The organism is Paenibacillus xylanexedens, from assembly GCF_001908275.1.
Lineage (GTDB): Bacteria > Bacillota > Bacilli > Paenibacillales > Paenibacillaceae > Paenibacillus > Paenibacillus xylanexedens_A.
Map to the genome: position 1 here is coordinate 5,308,274 of NZ_CP018620.1, position 17,887 is coordinate 5,326,160.

Here is a 17,887-nt window from a genome sequence, read left to right on the forward strand (position 1 = left end):
GAATTATATCAACAAAAAAAGGGACCCGAAATACATCGGGCCACCTTGAGTCATAGTTACGACAGTATTTATATATTCATTTATATTTTATTTTACTTGTGCGCCATTAGGCATGTTTTCTGGTACTGTAGCAAGGGTAAGCTGGTCGCCATGGGACGCTGCAAGGATCATACCCTGAGACAGTTCACCACGAAGTTTCACCGGTTTGAGGTTAGTCACACAGATGACTTTGCGTCCAACCATCTCTTCTGGCGAATAGAACTTCGCGATTCCAGAGACAACCTGGCGCTGCTCATAACCCAGATCGAGCTGTAATTTCAGCAATTTATCCGCTTTTTTGACAGGTTCGCAGGCAATGACTTGCGCCACACGCAGTTCAACTTTGGCAAAATCGTCAATCCCGATCTCTTCCGTACTCTCAGGTGCAGCTACCGGTTCAACAGCTGCTGAAGTTCCAGCATCTGCTTGACTTGTTTCAGGCTGTGCCGCTTTTTGGCCACCAGTCATTGCTTCGGAGATATAAGCAATCTCCTGTTCGGAATCCAAACGCGGGAAGATTGGATCACCTTTTTGCAATGCGTTTCCAGTTGGAACCAGACCCCATTGCTTGGCTGTATCCCAAGCCGTAAGTTCACCTTCCTGAATGCCGAGCTGTGCCCAGATTTTATGAGGAGCACGTGTCAGGAACGGTTGCAACAGAATCGAAGCAATTCGCAAGCTTTCGATCAGGTGAGCCATAACGGATGCCAATTCATCGCGTTTTGCTTCATCACGAGCCAGCGCCCATGGCTGCGTCTCATCAATATATTTGTTGGTGCGGCTGACAAACTGGCTGATCGCTGTCAGTGCTACGGAAAACTGCAGGTTTTCCATCGCCTGTTCCACTTTTTCCACTGTAGCATGGCCTGCTTCTTCCAGCGAAGCATCAAATTCCGTTACATTCGATGCAAACGCAGGGGCTTTGCCTTCAAAATATTTGTCTACCATAGCAACGGTACGGTTCAACAGGTTACCCAGATCGTTCGCGAGGTCGGAGTTGACACGCTCTACGAAGCTCTCCGGTGTAAATGTACCATCGGAACCAAACGGTACTTCACGCAGCAGGTAATAACGCAGTGCATCGAGACCGTAACGGTCAATCAGGGTAACCGGATCAACGACATTGCCTTTTGATTTGGACATCTTGCCATCCTTCATCAACAACCAGCCATGTGCAAACACTTTCTTCGGCAAAGGCAAGTCCAGCGCCATCAACATAATTGGCCAGTAGATCGTATGGAAACGGACAATTTCTTTACCTACCAGATGTACATCCGCAGGCCAGAACTTGTTATACAGGGATGCATCGGATGAACCGTAGCCCAGTGCTGTAATATAGTTGGACAACGCATCAATCCAGACATAAACCACGTGTTTTGGATCGCCTTTAACTTTGACGCCCCATTCAAATGTAGTCCGTGATACGGCCAAATCTTCAAGACCTGGCTTGATGAAGTTGTTGATCATCTCGTTCTTACGGGATTCCGGCTGAATAAAACCCGGGTTCTCTTCATAATATTTCAACAAACGATCTGCATATTTGCTCATACGGAAGAAGTAAGATTCTTCTTTGACCAATTCAACCGGGTGTCCGCTATCCGGACTCTTGGCCGAGATAATCTCACCCTTCTCATTTTTCTCTACATCCACCAGTTGAGTCTCTGTGTAATACGTCTCATCCGGAATGCTGTACCAGCCTTCGTACTCACCTTTGTAGATATCTCCCTGTTTCAGCAAACGGTCAAAGATATCCTGAACAATGGTTTTGTGACGCTCTTCGGTTGTACGGATAAAGTCGTCATTGGAAATATCCAACTTGTTCCACAGTTCCTTGATCCCCACAACGATATCGTCGATAAAAGCTTGCGGTGTCTGTCCTTTCTCTTGTGCCTTGCGCTCAATCTTCTGACCATGTTCATCGGTTCCTGTCAGATAATGAGCATCATAACCGCGTAGACGCTTGTAACGAACCATCGCATCTCCTGCCACAGTTGTATACGCATGCCCAATATGCAATTTGTCACTCGGATAATAAATCGGGGTTGTCAGATAAAATGTTTTTTGGTCAGCCATGAATGACTTCTCCTCCTTCAAATGTTCCTGCTTCATGTGATCCCTTCGTCCAAAACAACTAAAAAAGAACACAAAAAACTCCCGCCCCTATGGGACGAGAGTTGCTCTCACGTGTTACCACCCAAATTCCCCATGTTTTTCGCAAAACACAGGCTCTGTCGGTCCTTCGACCGCCCATTAACGCTGGATCACGCCTCAGCCTTACGACAGCAGCTCTGAAATCACTGTCTGCACGCTCGAAAGAGGTTCCTCCGGGACCATATTCCATCCTCCTCCCAGACCGGTTCTCAGCTCATCCGGCTCTCTGCACTGGGGGTGTGTCTGTACTTATCCCTTCACTGGAAATCATATAGAAGTTGTTCAAAAAGTAAAACTAGACTTTTTGAACTCGCATATATAGGAAAATATACTGAAATGCGGACCCCTTTGTCAAGTGGACAGCATCCTCAAGTCAATCCTGGCCTGCTTCCAGGCCACCCGAATACTTCAAGCTACATCGTTACTCTGATACCATCATGGACTTCTCCGCCTTTGGTGGCACCAGATCTACACCGCCTGGATGAAACGGGTGACATTTGGCAATACGTTTCGCTGTTAACAACGAACCTTTGAGCGCACCGTGCACTTCAATCGCCTCCATGGCGTAAGCCGAACAGCTCGGATAGAACCGACATGTTGGCGGTGTTAATGGAGAGATATAGTTGCGGTACACCCGAATGGGTGCCTGAGCAATTCTGCGAGATAACTTCATGGTCAGTGCTTCCCATGAGCGTGTTGATGTCCCGATGCCGCTTTGGCCGGAGCATGCTCTGCACAGTCCTTACAATATCCAAATACCTCGAACTTGTGGTCTACAACCTGAAATTGCTCAGGCGCATCCGCAAGCTGCATCGGGCAAAAAATAATAGGATATGTCTTCTGACACTTCAGACAGATCATATGATGGTGATGATGATCTTCACTACAGTGCGCTTTGAATTTAACGCCATCTTCGAAGATGACCTGTTCCAGTACACCCAGTTCCTGCATCACCCGCAAATTACGATATACTGTGTCAAAACTCAGTCCGCTGTAAGTCTTACCCATATATTCATAGACGTCCTTGGGTGTAAGATACCCGGGAGACTCGGCAAATAACCGGGCCAGTGTTTTCCGCTGATCGGTAATGCGAAGCCCCTGTGAGGACATGGTAGAAATAATCTGTTCTGTCGACAGCATGATCTAAAGCACCTCCTGTCATACGAGCATTTTGCATCATTCATAGAGCGACAGTTTATTCGGCAAAAGCGAAAACTTTTGCTTTCTTGTATACCTCTAATAATGCATCAAATTACGATTAGAGTCAACGAAGACACCGGGTTAGGTCATTCCAACATCACATAAAAAGGACTCCATGCACATGCATTGCCATTAGTCTAGCTTGAGCTAATGACATTACATTTTGATGGAGTCCCTTCCTGACGGTTCAGATGATCAATCGTTCGGGCGACTTTTGGGGTGAACGGGTATATATGATATAAGCTTTCACTCCAAACCGTCCGTGCATGTTCATGTTATTACTTTTCAGCCGGAAGCGGCGTGAACAGCAGGTTAACAGGCAAGTTACTTCCTGGTGCCGCCGAGAAGAGAATGGTTACACTCTCGCCGTACGAACCTGTGCGATACATAACACTTTGCTCATTAGGTACAGTTACAGATTTACCTGTGGAAATCTGAACGACCTGTCCATTCACAAGCGCCACACCAGAGTATCTGCCTCCACGAGGGTTGAATGAAATCAACGTGCGCGGAGCAACATTATTCAATGTAATTTTGTACAATACACCGAAGTTACCTGCGTTGGACGCTTCCGTGTAAGCCATAGGGTCCGTTCCCACAAGGTTTGGATCACTTGCATTGTCTCCAAGTGGAAGACGTGCAGGTTTCGACCCTACTTCTTGATCGTACGTAATAATCCGTGTTGCATTTGGATAGGTACCACGGTTGTGAACTCCATCACGATCCAGAACCGGCAGCCTCGACAACACTTCCATCGGGTCCTTGTTTTCTTCAATCATGATAATGTTGTAATCCAGTTCATAGTCACTGAATACATCCGAATACAAGGAAATGACTTGTCCCTGTTTCATCGGAAGAACGCTCAGATCATTGAGAATCAGCTTGCTTTCTCCTGGCTGGATGTACACTTTCTTTTGTCCGGTACCATTCTGCATGGACTGGAACCAACGGTCAATCGACAGCTTTCCAGCTACCGTTGCAAAAGGAGACGGTCCTGCAAAACCCATGTTTTGCTGGTCAATGGACGCCGTGTAAGCATTGTTGTTTGTCGCTACAACATACATTTTTACGTTTTTGCCCGTGTTGTTCACATGGTGAATCATGAAGCGTGTCTGTCCGAAGGAAGATTCCTTGTACACAATGCCTTCTGTATTCACGGTTTCCGGGCTGTTACTGCGGATCAGCAGACTTGGTTCATCATAATAAGTGAAAGGTACTTTCTCCAATGCCGGTACTCCACCACCGTCAAAAGTGAACTTCTCACCGACTGGTGTGAACAATTGATTGAAGTCAGTCACACTATAAAGTGTTTCGCCCGTAATATTGATCATCTTAGTATAGCTATTGCTAGCACCATGTTTATCGGTAACTGTAATCGTTACGGTCTTGGGTCCTGGAACAAAGAATGCAAGTGCATTGTTATCCCATTCTGTTTTTACAATTGCATTTTCATCATCTGTACTTTGATCAATATAAGTGATTTTCTCACCCATTTTGTATTCTTCTTTATCTGTCGTAAACATCGCGACAGGTGGCAGATTCGGTCTTTCAACCTTAATCGTAACCGAATACGGATCACTCCATTGACCACTTGAATCCTGGACCGCATAGGTTACTGTGTATACACCTGGTTGGTCGAATGAATCCTGACGGCCTGTCCAACGCTCATCTACAATGCTGAGTCCCTTGGGAGAGCTGGATCTGGTTGTGTAGGTTACCTGATCTCCGGCAAAGACCTCTTTTTGTACCGTGAAGCTCGCCACCGGTTTGGTACTCAGATTCAATACAACCGTTTTGGCAGATTGATTTACTTTATACGCAATGTCCAGAGCTTGGGTAATTGAAGTCAATGGCACCATGAACGTATTTTTTTGTTGATAAGCCGCGCCCTTCATCGTTCTGGACACGCCATTAACGGTATAGATCTTGCTGTTTGTTTTGAAACGCAGCTCATCTTCACCACTAATAATGATCGTTTCTTTAGTTGTGTTATCATATTTGACATCATAGCCAACCCGATCAACGAGAGCACGGATCGCTACATAGGATACACCATTTTTAACAGCCATCGGCTGTCCAGCAAGATACGTTTTGCCATCTTGCATCATTTTATTACTGTTTATATAAAGAGTGAGGTCTCCACCCCCGCCTCCAGCAACAGATGAACCGCCTGTAGATGGTTGCTCCACTTCGACTGGTGCAGGTGCAGGTGTTTCCTCAGCTGTACCTTCTTCGTCCGTAGGTTCAATTACCGGCTCAACAGGAGTCGCGTCTGTTCCTGTAGGAACATCTGTCTCAGGGTTCACTTCTTCAGTTGTTTCATTATTTGATGTTGGAGTGTTTGTTCCGGATTTCACTTCGGATTCCGCGATGGTTTGTTCTTTCTTCACAACCTCCACGGATTTAACTTTGGCTGTATTCACTGATGTAGTATCGCTCTGATCTGCTGATTGTGCATTGGCAGGAATCACTGCAAACGCCTGAAACACAGCAAAAGCGGTAAGTATGGACAATTTCTTCTTCAAATTCATTCTTTGTCTTTGGCTCCTTCTGCTCCCATTTTATAAATATCCCCCTCAAAAAGTCATATTATTAGACGCTTGGAACCGGGAAAAGTTGCTAAAAATTTAAGAGGAGAATTGTAAACTTTTAATAGAAGGAAAATACTATGAAAATAGTTATCTATTAATTATCTTTTTGGCATTCGTATCCCAAAATTAACCAATAGAAAATTCCAACAAAAAAATCTCTCCAGGAGATGGTCAATCAGCACCATATCACAGAGAGATGTAAGGATTGAATAGGTCTAGCGCAAACGGACAGGCAGACTTCCTGTTGGCTGCAGTCCACCGGTTAACACATGGGACAGTACCCGAACAACTGCAGGTGTATTCTCATACGTACACACATAACTTCCCGGCCTCGAAATCTCCAGCAGATCATATGGATTGCGCAGAGCAATTACAATCAGCGAATGATTCTTACTAAGCTTTTCAACCAAATACTGTTGCCCTTTCGGAAGATGACCTGCCGATGTGTACGTACATACGATAACTTGTTCACTCTCCGACACATCCGCCAATATCCGATCTGCTTCATCATAAGTGGGCTGAGTTGTAATGATGTGCTCACGAACTCTGCCTCGCAGCTGCGATAGCGCCATACCCAGCGATTCTGTATGGGACCATGGTTCATCCACCTCTGTCCGTTGCACAACCTCAGGCCAGATGACATATACGTCCTTCTCTCGGTCCAACGGCAGCAGCCCATCATTATGAACGATGGTAATACTGCTTGAAGCAATCTTGAACAACGTCAATTCGTTGGGCTCAGTGGGTTTAGTGGATTCAGTGCAATCAACAGGTTCAACATCGGTTGCTTCGACCGTTTCGCTCGCTTTCGGTGAAACAAGATGATCATTCTGCTGCCCACAGCGCTTTCTTTTCCATGTCATAATGCGTTCAACCGCCTGATGAATAACCTCTTCCGAAATGCGCCCCGTTCGAACTGCTTCCACAATGGCTTCCAGCGCAGCAACCTGATCTTGTAAGGTATGACTCACCAGAATCAGATCTGCTCCTGCTTCCACAGCACGAACGGCAGCTTCAGCTACCCCATACGGCTTGGATATCGCATGCATTTCAAGACAGTCTGTAATAATAATGCCTTCAAAACCCATTTCCTCACGTAGCAGACCCGTTAACACCTTATGCGACAACGTTGCCGGAATGGGCTCGGGCTCAATCGAAGGGAACATCACATGAGCTGTCATAATAGCATCAACTCCGGCCTCAATCGCCTTGCGGAACGGCAACAACTCCATCTGTTCCAGCCTGTTTCGATCATGAGGTACCGTAACCATACCAAGATGAGAATCTACGGCGGTATCTCCGTGCCCCGGAAAATGTTTGGCAGTAGCAGCTATGCCCTGTGATTGATATCCGGTGATGGCTGCTATGCCATGAGCGGCCACACTTTCAGCATGTTCACCATACGAACGCACACCGATAACCGGGTTAAGCGGGTTGTTATTCACGTCGACCACTGGCGCAAGGTTCATATCAATACCGATGCTTTTTAACTCACAACCCAGAATTCGAGCACACTCCAGTGTATATTCCGGATTGCCTGTCGCACCAAGTGCCATATTACCCGGCACTTGGGTCATTCCCTCTTGGTCAATCCGTGCAACCATGCCACCTTCCTGGTCCACCGAAATCATGAGTGGTAGAGCCCCCGCTTCAGCAGCCATATCTTGCAGTTCGGCGGACAGCCGTGTCAATTGATCTACACTTTCGACATTACGCCGGAAATAAATGACGCCGCCGACGTGATAGTCACGGATTAAGCGAGTAACCTGTTCATCTGCGTGCTGACTGTGAAATCCACACATCAACAATTGGCCTACCTTTTGCCCCAATGTCAGATCATTCAAGGGTTTCATTCGACCTCTCCTCCCGTTTCCCTTGCTACTACAAACCCAATTGTTTACTCTGCCTGTACTCGGAGGGTTTCATGTGGAAGTGTTTATGAAACACCTTGGAGAAGTACCGGCGCTCCTTGAAACCTGTGGCTTCCCCAATCGCTGTAATGCTCCATTCGGTTGTACTCAACAATAAAGCGGCACTTTCCATCCGTTTCTGCGTCATATATTCCACAAAAGTAACACCCATTTGGGTTTTAAACAGCTGGCAGAAGTATCCCGGGCTGATTCCGAGCCAATCTGAGACTTCATCTATTCCCAAGTCCTGTTGCAGCCGTGCGTCCATATACTCACATGCAGACAGGATCAGTTCCGATACGGAAGGACGTGGCTGCGTTTGTTTGCCCTGACAGGCATGGATAACGACCTCTGCAAGTTCAAGGAGTTCCCTCATGGAGACGGCCCCTTGCAGTGCATTCCAATAATTCACTTCGTGCTCTTCAGCGAGGGCCTGTACTTCGCGCAGTTCCCGAAGCATGTGTACAAGCATAAACCGAAGATTGGTTTCATCTATCCTGTTGAAGGATTCTCCCGAATTCCCCATTTGCTGTTTAAGCTGATCCAATACATCACGTAACCCCTGCTTGTTCCCTTGTCGAATCCACCGAGTAACAAGCTCCAGATCTTCTCTTGTAATCCATGAGTTCGCCCCTTTGGAGGCCGTATGTTCATACGATAAGGTGGTTTCGGGACAATTCACCTTCAGCACCCTGTCTTCACTCTCCGCATGGGACATCAGTATTTTTTGACAATGCCTGTATCGCTCCAGAATTTGACTTTCCAGGTTCACGGGCACAATATCCTGAACAACCCTGACCTTCACACTTGAATCCAAAGATGATATCACATTTAATTCCAGACACAGTTGATGGGCCAGTTCCTCTGAGCGACGTTCCCATTCCCCCGATGCCTCCAGCAGGATGCACCACTCCCCTTTGCGGGTCGAAAGAATGTGACAGTCACCCGTAATTCTCACTGCCACTTCCCTAAGGCTGGAACTTACGGTCTCATGCCATCGTTGGTGCTGAAGCTCGGACCAACCAATAGAATGGCGAAAATAACCGACTGCATCCACCAGCAGCAACGTATACGGTGCAGTAGTTGTTATGAATTCTGGAACAGAGGCAGGATAGGCAACCTTCAATGGTGCTTCTCCTCGCAACAGGTCAATCAACCGTTTGTGTCTGATCCAGCTTTCCATCTCTTGGCTGCGATAACGTTGTGAATCGTTTTCCAGACGTCTCTTCAGGATCTGCCCGGCAAGCTCACGCAGTTTATGTTCCAGATTCAAATAATCAATTGGCTTACATATGTATTCATGTACGTTATACTTGATAGCGGTTCGAGCATATTCAAACTGCTGATACCCGGTCAGCAAAATAATCTCACAGGTTTCCCCCTGCTCTCGCAGCAAACGAATAAGTTCCAATCCATCCATAGACGGCATCCGAATATCACACAAGAGAATGTCCGGATGACTTTCTGTTACTTTCCCCAGCGCTTCTACACCACTTCTCGCTGTACCTGTGATTTCAATCCCCATCTCTTCCCAGGGTAAAATGTAGTTCAGATTCTCCAGAATCGGCAGCTCATCGTCAACCAGCATTGCAGTCAGATTCATCCGGCTTCCTCCTGCTCATATAATGGAATGATGCATCGAATAACTGTGCCATACCCCGGTGCTGAACATATAAATATGCCATACCCGGCACCGTATTGAATACGAATTCGATCTGCCACACTTCGTAATCCCAATCCCCTGCGTTCCGTTATGGACGATAATGATTCCGATCCTTCCGCGAGCATATCTTCCGGCGGATCTTCTGCCATATACTCAAATCGTGCGAGCATTTCCTGGGGAATACCGATCCCATTATCCTCAACACATAACACCAGATGATCCCGTTCTGCATATGCGCTTATCCGCAGTACACCTGCATAGGTGATCCCCTCAAACCCATGTTGAATACTATTTTCCACCAGAGGCTGGAGGGTAAGCTTGAGCAGAATTGAGCTGTATAGATGGGGTGGAATGTCAATCTCATAGGTGAACAAATCACTGAACCTGTACTGTTGAATCTCCAGATAACTCTGCAAATGCCTGATTTCCTCACCCAGCGGAATCTCCTCCTGATCCTGAATGCTGATACGAAGCATATTGCCAAGTCTGGTCACCATCTCGCTTACTTTGCGGCCCTCCCCACGCAGCGCTAATCCATTAATGGATTCCAATGTGTTAAACAGGAAATGGGGTTTAATCTGGGCTTGTAGTACACGTAGTTCCGCTTGGGCCTTCTGCTCCTGCTCTGCCCGAACACGACGGAATAATCCCCCGATCCGATCCAATAGTTCATTGAACCCTTGCGCAAGCAGCTGCATCTCATCGAATCCTTTTCCTTCCACCCTCGCATTAAAATCACCATCATCCACACGACGCATAAACCTTACAAGTACAGCAATGTTGCCCGTAATGCGATTCATGAAAAAAAGATTAAAGATCATTGCTGCAAGCAGACATAACAAAATAATGATGACAGACCAACCTGCAAAGGCATTGGTTTCCGCAGATAAGGCTTCCCATGAAGTCACACTGACGAGACTCCAGTTATAGTTCTTCAGATGATATTGCGAAATGATGCTTTCCTTGCCGTCAAAGACCGTTCTGACACTGCTAAAGCCAGGACCGTAACTGCCGGATTCAGCACCAAGATTTTGCATGTTTTCACCGTTATAAATACCAGCAGGATCATAGACGATCAGCCCTTCTTCATTAATTAACAGGAAAGATGTATCCTGTGCCGAATCGCTGATCTGCAGGTGACGGAAGATCCGGTCGATCTCTCCTTTTTTGATCTGAACAACAAGCACGCCGATATTTTGAAAATAACTGAGTTCTTTGACCAGTCTGATCTGGGTGAAGACAGGTTCTACCCCGGTTAATTCAGGATATTCCAGAGGTGCGAGCCATTTAGGCACGCCATTAAGTTGCTGAATTTCGTTGAATAAGGGATGCACTTTGAATTGTTGAAAAGGAAGGGCTTGAAAATTTTCTTTGGTGAAGATGGAGACAATCTGGTTGTTCTCGGACGAACGCAAATCATATAAAAAGGCATAACTGATGAACGGATAATTATATAGAAGGGAACGGAAATTGCGCTGGCTGGCATTCAGGGATAATTGATTACCGGTTCCCAGATCCTGCTTGGTCGGATCTTTGGCGTTCAGCGCCATTTGAAAAACCGATGTCGCTATCCCGTTGTCGGTAACACTATTAATCTGCTGAAATACATTCTCGATATTGTAACTAATGGCCTGAAGCGCATATTCGGCCTGTTGATTGTATTTTTTCTCAATCGTATGTGATGTGACCAGAAACATGCCAATGCCCAGCGCACACATCGGTACAATAATCAGCAGCAGAAATGCCAAGGCCAGCTTCATTCGCAAGTTCATATCCCGTTCTCCCTATCAACTGGTTCATGGTATTAACCTTTGACACCACCTGCAGTTACTCCTTCTATAATTTTCTCCTGGAGTATAGCGTAGATCACAAGTACAGGTACAACGCTGTATACAATACCTGCCGACATCTGGGCATAGTTCATCTGATATTGATCCCGAAACTGAACCATGCCCACAGGCAGCGTACGCAATTTATCGGTGGATAAGAAATAGTTGGCGAGTAAAAATTCATTCCAGTTGCCGAGGAAATTAACGATAAAAACGGTAACAATAGCCGGAACCGTAAGAGGTATCACTATTTTAGCAAAGATACCCGGGGCCCTCAAGCCGTCCATGACCGCCGCTTCCTCAATTTCTCCAGGCAGAGAACGCATAAAAGCCGCCAGTATAATAATGGTAAAAGGGATCGCATTGGCCACATAGGGCACGATCAATGCCAGATGGGTATCCAATATGCCCATTTTGCGTACAAGCAGATAGATCGGCAACATGAGGGCATTGTTGGGAATAAGCATACCCGCCAGAATCAAACTGTACAGAAACAGACTCCATCTCCGGTGTCTCATCCGGGTTACGGCAAAAGCAAACATGGCACCGAGTACAATCGTACACGCCGATGATAGAACCGAAATGTACAGGCTGTTCCAGAAATACGTGCCAATCTTTGCATTCACCCAGGCCTCCACGTAATTGTTAAACTCCCATGTTGTAGGCAAACCGAATGGATTCAGGGCGATTTCATTGTTATCCTGCTTAAATGAAGAAAAGATTACAAATAAAAATGGAAACAAAATCGCGATCAAGTACAACATTAACAACACATGAGGTATACTACTTTTTATGCTTTTCGGCATCAATATTCCACCTTCTCGCTCCGCCTCACCACTAGCAGTTGATACACCGCAGTGAGCACAAGCGTCAGAGCAAAGATCAGCACTGCAATGGTATTTCCATAGCCATATTTGAAGTTGGTAATCGCGTATTTGATCATATATGTGGCCAGAACCTCGGTGGACCCGGCGGGCCCACCCTTGGTCATGACAATCACGATGTCGGCTGCTTTCATGGCACCTGCGATGGACAACATGATCACCACTGAAATGATCGGCCGGATCAGCGGCAACGTAATTCGCATTGCACGTTGTACTGCCGTTGCCCCATCAATTGCAGCCGCTTCATCCAGATCACGCGGAATCGCCAGTATGGCCGCCAGTACCATGACAATGTAAAATCCCGTCCACTGCCAGGCATTGGTCACCAAAATGGACAACATGGCAAATCGGTTATCCGATAACCAGTAGATTGGATCGATGCCCAGCACATGAAGTATTTTGTTTAATAGTCCGATATTGGGTTCATAGATGAACCCCCACAAGATACCGATAACGGCTGTCGACATGATGGATGGTAAAAAAACAGCGGTTTTATAAAGACCTTTCAGCCTTTTCACATTGGCAATCAGAAGCGAAAACAGGACGATCAGGGGTACCTGAATCAGTACCGAAAATCCGATGAAAAAGCCGTTATTCCGTGTGGAAATCCAAAAACGTTCATCGGTCAGTGCCTTCACATAGTTGGATAAACCCACAAAACGTGGCTCAGCCGATACCCCATTCCAACTCGTCAGACTGTAATACAGGGAGCTACCAATAGGGTATAGAAAGAACATTACAAACAGAATTAGGGCTGGCATTACAAACAACGTATAGATTAACGGGCTGCGGAGTGAAGTATTCATGGTCAGCCTCCTTCAGTCACTTCAACGATCGCAGTTTCAACTTGAATTGGTTTATTCCACGGAAGCGTTTGCTTCCTCCTGCACCTTTTGCAGCTCTTCTGCCATTTTCTCTGGCGTAGTCTGCCCACCAATCAACTTCTGAATCTGCAGATTGCTGATCTCTGTCGTCACATCGGCCTGAACGAGTGCATCAAATGCCGGGAACGATGTCTTGGACGCATTAAGCACAGCCACAATTTCTTTCATCAGATCATCGGTAATGCTGTCGGTCAGCACTTTCTCGTCCAGCTTCATCGCAGGCAACACACCATCTTCCACAAGGCCGCGGACCTGCATATCTTCATTGTAGAAATTTTTGATAAAAGCTTTCACTGCTTCCAGCTTCTGCGGGTCATCCGCCACAGTTGCCGAGAATCCGTATCCATTGTTCACATCTCTCATCAAAGACGTCTGATCGCCTGCGCCGTTCTCTACCGGAGGCATATTGAAGAATCCAACCTTGCCAATAAGCGATTCACCGCTCTGCCCTTCTTTGAATACAGATGATTTCCACGTTCCGTCATACATTAACACCACTTCTCCACTTGTAAATTGCGTGGTATATTCGGCATACTCGAAGCCAAGTTCACCTTTTTTGAAATAACCCTTATCCACCCATTCCTTATGTTTGGCAAAACCTTGCACAACACCCGGATCGGTCCACTTCGCTTCACCTGTTGCAAACTTTGCGGTAATCTCCGGCCCGGCATAACGGGACCACAGATGGTTGGTTAACATAAGCGGCACCCAGCCCGCCTTGGATGCGGAAGCAAGCGGCACTTTGCCATCTGCCTTGATCTCGGCCAGTATATTGTCCAGTTCAGCCATGGTGGTTGGGGCTTTCCATCCTTTTTGTTCAAAGTACTCTTTATTATAGAAAAAACCTTCTCCCGAACCGCCAATTGGCAGTCCATATACTTTGCCTTCGTACGTAAACGGCTCAAGGGATGTAAACTGGTCTTGAATGCCCAGCTCTTGCAGGATTGGGGTCAGATCAAGCAACATACCTTCCTTGGCATAAACTTTGGAATCCGGGCTACCGAACAGTTCAAATATATCCGGCGGGTTGCCTGCCGCCATCTCTCCGCGAAGCTTTTCCTTACGATTCACATCGGATTCGACGCCATCCAGCGTAAAGGTCAGATTGGGTACCTCTCCCTCAACTTTGTCCACAACATCCTGCAGAATGGCCAGTCTTTTCTGTTTGTCGGCTCCCACCTGTGTGTGGCGGAGAAGCATTTCAACCGGTTCCTTACTTGTTTCCTCCACAGGTGTATTGCCTGCGCCTTGCTGTGGCTCGTTACTTGAGCTTGCACATCCCGCCAAAGTCCATGAAGTGATAAGCAATAACGAAAGTAGTAATGTCATTCTTTTTTTCATCTGGTTGACCCTCCTCAAGATATTGAGCATTTGGCTTTACACTCTGATTATAAAAAGCCGGAGCTTACATCGTAAGGATGACAATTCATCAATGGAGGGATAAAATCCTTCACTGGACCCATAATCTTGCATTTACAATGGATAACAGCAAAAAAACAGCCCCTGCGAAACATGTTCGCAAGGACTGCTTGGTTGATTGTTTTTACTATATAACTGTAGTTACTTACCGGAACAAGCCACGCCAGCTGTTTCCTGGCGACCTTGTTCGATCAGACGATACGCCCGCTCCACTTCTTCTTCACTTGGTGAAGGAACTCCATCCAGTGGATATACTTTACCGAGCGCCTCCCATTTGTAGATCCCCATCTGATGGTATGGAAGAATTTCGAACTTCTCGACGCCATTTAATGTTCCAATAAACCGTCCGAGGTTAAGCAAATCCTCTTCCTCGTTATGAATGCCAGGAACATACACGTGGCGTATCCACATTTTCCGACCTTGCTCCGATAACCACTTGGCCGTTTTCAACGTTCTCTCGTTGGATTTGCCTGTCAACTTGATGTGTTTCTCATCATCAATATGTTTGAGGTCCAGCAGAACCAGGTCTGTGTGATCCAGCAGATCGTGAATCCGATCCGGTTCGTTAAATCCGTTGCTATCCAATGTCGTATGCAATCCCCACCGACGCTTCACTTCCTTGAAGATCTCGGCTACAAAGTGGGCCTGTAACGTTGGTTCTCCGCCAGATATCGTGAGTCCGCCTCCGGAGCTGCGGTAGTAAGACAGGTAAGGCTCAATTTCAGCCAGTACCTCCTCAAGCGTCATTTCTTTTCCACCATCCAGCGCCCAAGTATCAGGGTTGTGGCAATATTGACATTTGAGTAGACATCCTTGCATGAAAAGCACAAAGCGGATGCCTGGGCCGTCAACCGTCCCGAAAGTTTCGAGTGAATGAATATGTCCGTTAACCATGCTGCCTCTTCCTTTCTGTATCCGCATCCGCTGTGCGTTTAATATGATTTGGAATGCCTTGCTCTAGCGGTCTTCTACTTGCAAATTACTTACATCGAGCCATGGAACGTACGGTTGATGACATCCAACTGTTGTTCACGAGTCAATTTAATGAAGTTAACAGCATATCCGGATACCCGTATAGTCAGTTGTGGATAGTTTTCCGGGTGATCCATCGCATCAATCAATTGCTGACGATCAAATACGTTAACGTTCAGGTGATGAGCGTTTTGACCGAAGTAACCATCCATCATCGCAGTCAGATTGGATTTACGTGTAGTCTCCTCTTTACCCAATGCTTTTGGCACGATGGAGAAGGTATTGGAAATCCCGTCAAGACTGTGTTCATAAGGCAATTTGGCTACCGAGCCAAGGGATGCCAGTGCACCTTTTTTATCACGACCATGCATTGGGTTTGCACCTGGAGCAAATGGCTCACCTGCTTTACGACCATCCGGTGTTGTCCCTGTTTTCTTACCATATACCACGTTGGAAGTGATCGTCAGAACGGATTGTGTTGGCACTGCATTACGGTAAGCTTTGTGTTTGCGAATCATTCCCATGAAGTTCTCAACCAGTTCAACAGCAATGCTGTCTACGCTGTCTTCATTGTTACCGTAACAAGGGAAGTCTCCTTCGATTTCGAAATCAACTGCGATGCCTTGCTCGTTACGAATTGGTTTTACTTTGGCATATTTGATTGCACTCAGTGAATCTGCTGTAACCGACAGACCAGCGATACCACAAGCCATCGTACGTACAATATCACGGTCATGCAATGCCATTTCGATACGCTCATAGCTGTATTTATCGTGCATGTAGTGAATGACGTTGAGGGTGTTCATATACAGCTTAGCCAGCCACTCCATCATTGGTTTGAAACGTTTCATAACCTCATTGTAATCCAACACTTCGCTAGTGATGGCAGGATACTCTGGTCCAACTTGTGCTCCGGATTTCTCGTCACGACCACCGTTGATCGCATACAGGAGAGCTTTAGCCAAGTTGGCACGAGCGCCGAAGAATTGCATTTGTTTCCCGATCTTCATAGCCGACACACAGCATGCAATACCGTAATCGTCACCGTAGATCGGACGCATCAGATCATCATTCTCATATTGGATTGAGCTGGTTTCAATGGATACTTTGCTGCAATAATCTTTGAAAGCTTCCGGAAGTTTCGTGGACCAGAGAACAGTCAGGTTCGGCTCTGGTGCGGGACCCAAGTTGTGCAGTGTATGCAGGAAACGGAAGCTGTTTTTGGTTACGCGTGTTTCACCATTCACGGACATACCACCGATGGACTCCGTCACCCATGTTGGATCTCCACTGAACAATTCGTTGTAATCCGGTGTACGTAGGAATTTGACAATCCGCAGTTTCATTACGAAATGGTCAACCAATTCCTGAGCCTGTTCTTCGGACAGAATGCCTTCTTGCAGGTCACGTTCAATGTAGATATCCAGGAAAGAAGATACACGTCCCAGGGACATCGCAGCACCGTTCTGTTCTTTGATCGCAGCGAGATAACCGAAGTACAACCATTGGAATGCTTCTTTTGCTGTTGTCGCTGGTAAGGAAATATCGAACCCGTGCATATCGCCCAATTGCTTCAATTCTTGCAATGCACGAATCTGTTCAGACAATTCTTCCCGCAGACGAATGACATCTTCATCAATGACATCGACTTCGAGTGCATTCAATTCACCTTTTTTGTTACGAATCAGGAAGTCTACCCCGTACAAAGCTACACGACGATAGTCACCGATGATCCGGCCACGGCCGTACGCATCTGGCAGACCTGTAATAATCCCTGCTTTACGCGCTGCGCGCATATCGGAAGTATAAGCATCGAATACACCCTGGTTATGTGTTTTGCGAATGTTCGTAAATATATCAATGACGCCTTGAGGCAATTCGAAGCCGTATGCTTCACATGCATCAATCATCATCCGGATTCCGCCTGTTGGTTGAATGGAACGTTTGAACGGAGCATCGGTCTGAACGCCGACAATCTGCTCTTTGGATTGATCCAGGTAACCTGGTTGGTGTGAAACAATAGTTGCTGGTGTGTTCACATCAACGTCAAGTACACCGCCGTTATCCCGTTCTTTTTTGGTCAGATCAGATACGATATCCCACAATTCTTTGGTATTCTGGGTTGCACCTGCGAGAAATGCTTCATCGCCGTAATACGGAGTCAAGTTGTGTGCCAGAAAATCATTCACATCTACGGATTTGGTCCATGTTCCTTTGGTAAAGTTTCTCCAGCCTGTTTGTTGTTTGACATCTTTTTCAATCACCGACATCTTAATCCCTCCACTAATTTGGATTTCTGGACACATAACATCTTGCTTCATTCGTAGCATTGTGTGCCCAGAGCC

At 46.5% G+C, this 17,887-nt stretch carries 12 protein-coding genes; all 12 read right to left on the bottom strand.

Annotated elements, in window-relative coordinates:
* Positions 1 to 87: 87 nt before the first annotated feature.
* The gene (gene metG / locus BS614_RS23215; protein ID WP_244898182.1) at positions 88 to 2,112 is read right to left on the bottom strand and encodes a methionine--tRNA ligase; all 2,025 of its coding nucleotides are present in this window, start codon (positions 2,110 to 2,112) and stop codon (positions 88 to 90) included.
* A 499-nt stretch (positions 2,113 to 2,611) separates the two neighbouring features.
* The gene (gene yidD, locus BS614_RS23220; RefSeq protein ID WP_017687565.1) at positions 2,612 to 2,863 is read right to left on the bottom strand and encodes a membrane protein insertion efficiency factor YidD; all 252 of its coding nucleotides are present in this window, start codon (positions 2,861 to 2,863) and stop codon (positions 2,612 to 2,614) included.
* Positions 2,864 to 2,865: 2 nt separating this feature from the next.
* Entirely contained in the window at positions 2,866 to 3,330 is a 465-nt protein-coding gene (locus tag BS614_RS23225; protein ID WP_074095707.1) for a Fur family transcriptional regulator, read from the bottom strand.
* Positions 3,331 to 3,668: 338 nt separating this feature from the next.
* A complete protein-coding gene (locus BS614_RS23230; protein ID WP_074095708.1) occupies positions 3,669 to 5,921 on the bottom strand; it encodes a stalk domain-containing protein in 2,253 nt (750 codons plus the stop codon).
* 275 nt (positions 5,922 to 6,196) lie between these two features.
* Complete coding sequence (gene nagZ / locus BS614_RS23235) at positions 6,197 to 7,834, bottom strand: beta-N-acetylhexosaminidase (protein WP_074095709.1); 1,638 nt, start codon at positions 7,832 to 7,834, stop codon at positions 6,197 to 6,199.
* A gap of 28 nt (positions 7,835 to 7,862) precedes the next feature.
* Positions 7,863 to 9,494, bottom strand: a complete 1,632-nt coding sequence (locus BS614_RS23240) for a response regulator transcription factor (protein WP_074095710.1) — start codon at positions 9,492 to 9,494, stop codon at positions 7,863 to 7,865.
* Entirely contained in the window at positions 9,491 to 11,326 is a 1,836-nt protein-coding gene (locus BS614_RS23245) for a cache domain-containing sensor histidine kinase (RefSeq protein WP_074095711.1), read from the bottom strand. The genes BS614_RS23240 and BS614_RS23245 overlap by 4 nt, the downstream gene beginning before the upstream one ends.
* A gap of 32 nt (positions 11,327 to 11,358) precedes the next feature.
* Complete coding sequence (locus BS614_RS23250) at positions 11,359 to 12,189, bottom strand: carbohydrate ABC transporter permease (RefSeq protein WP_036614430.1); 831 nt, start codon at positions 12,187 to 12,189, stop codon at positions 11,359 to 11,361.
* Positions 12,189 to 13,073, bottom strand: coding sequence for a carbohydrate ABC transporter permease (locus BS614_RS23255; protein WP_074095712.1), 885 nt, complete (start codon positions 13,071 to 13,073; stop codon positions 12,189 to 12,191). Before BS614_RS23255 ends, BS614_RS23250 begins: the two co-directional genes overlap by 1 nt.
* A gap of 51 nt (positions 13,074 to 13,124) precedes the next feature.
* Positions 13,125 to 14,492, bottom strand: a complete 1,368-nt coding sequence (locus tag BS614_RS23260) for an extracellular solute-binding protein (RefSeq protein ID WP_074095713.1) — start codon at positions 14,490 to 14,492, stop codon at positions 13,125 to 13,127.
* A gap of 219 nt (positions 14,493 to 14,711) precedes the next feature.
* Positions 14,712 to 15,464 carry a pyruvate formate-lyase-activating protein gene (gene pflA, locus BS614_RS23265; protein WP_074095714.1) on the bottom strand — a complete coding sequence of 251 codons (753 nt, stop codon included), beginning with the start codon at positions 15,462 to 15,464 and terminating at the stop codon, positions 14,712 to 14,714.
* Positions 15,465 to 15,553: 89 nt separating this feature from the next.
* Positions 15,554 to 17,812, bottom strand: coding sequence for a formate C-acetyltransferase (gene pflB, locus BS614_RS23270; protein WP_074095715.1), 2,259 nt, complete (start codon positions 17,810 to 17,812; stop codon positions 15,554 to 15,556).
* Between the last annotated feature and the right edge of the window lie 75 nt (positions 17,813 to 17,887).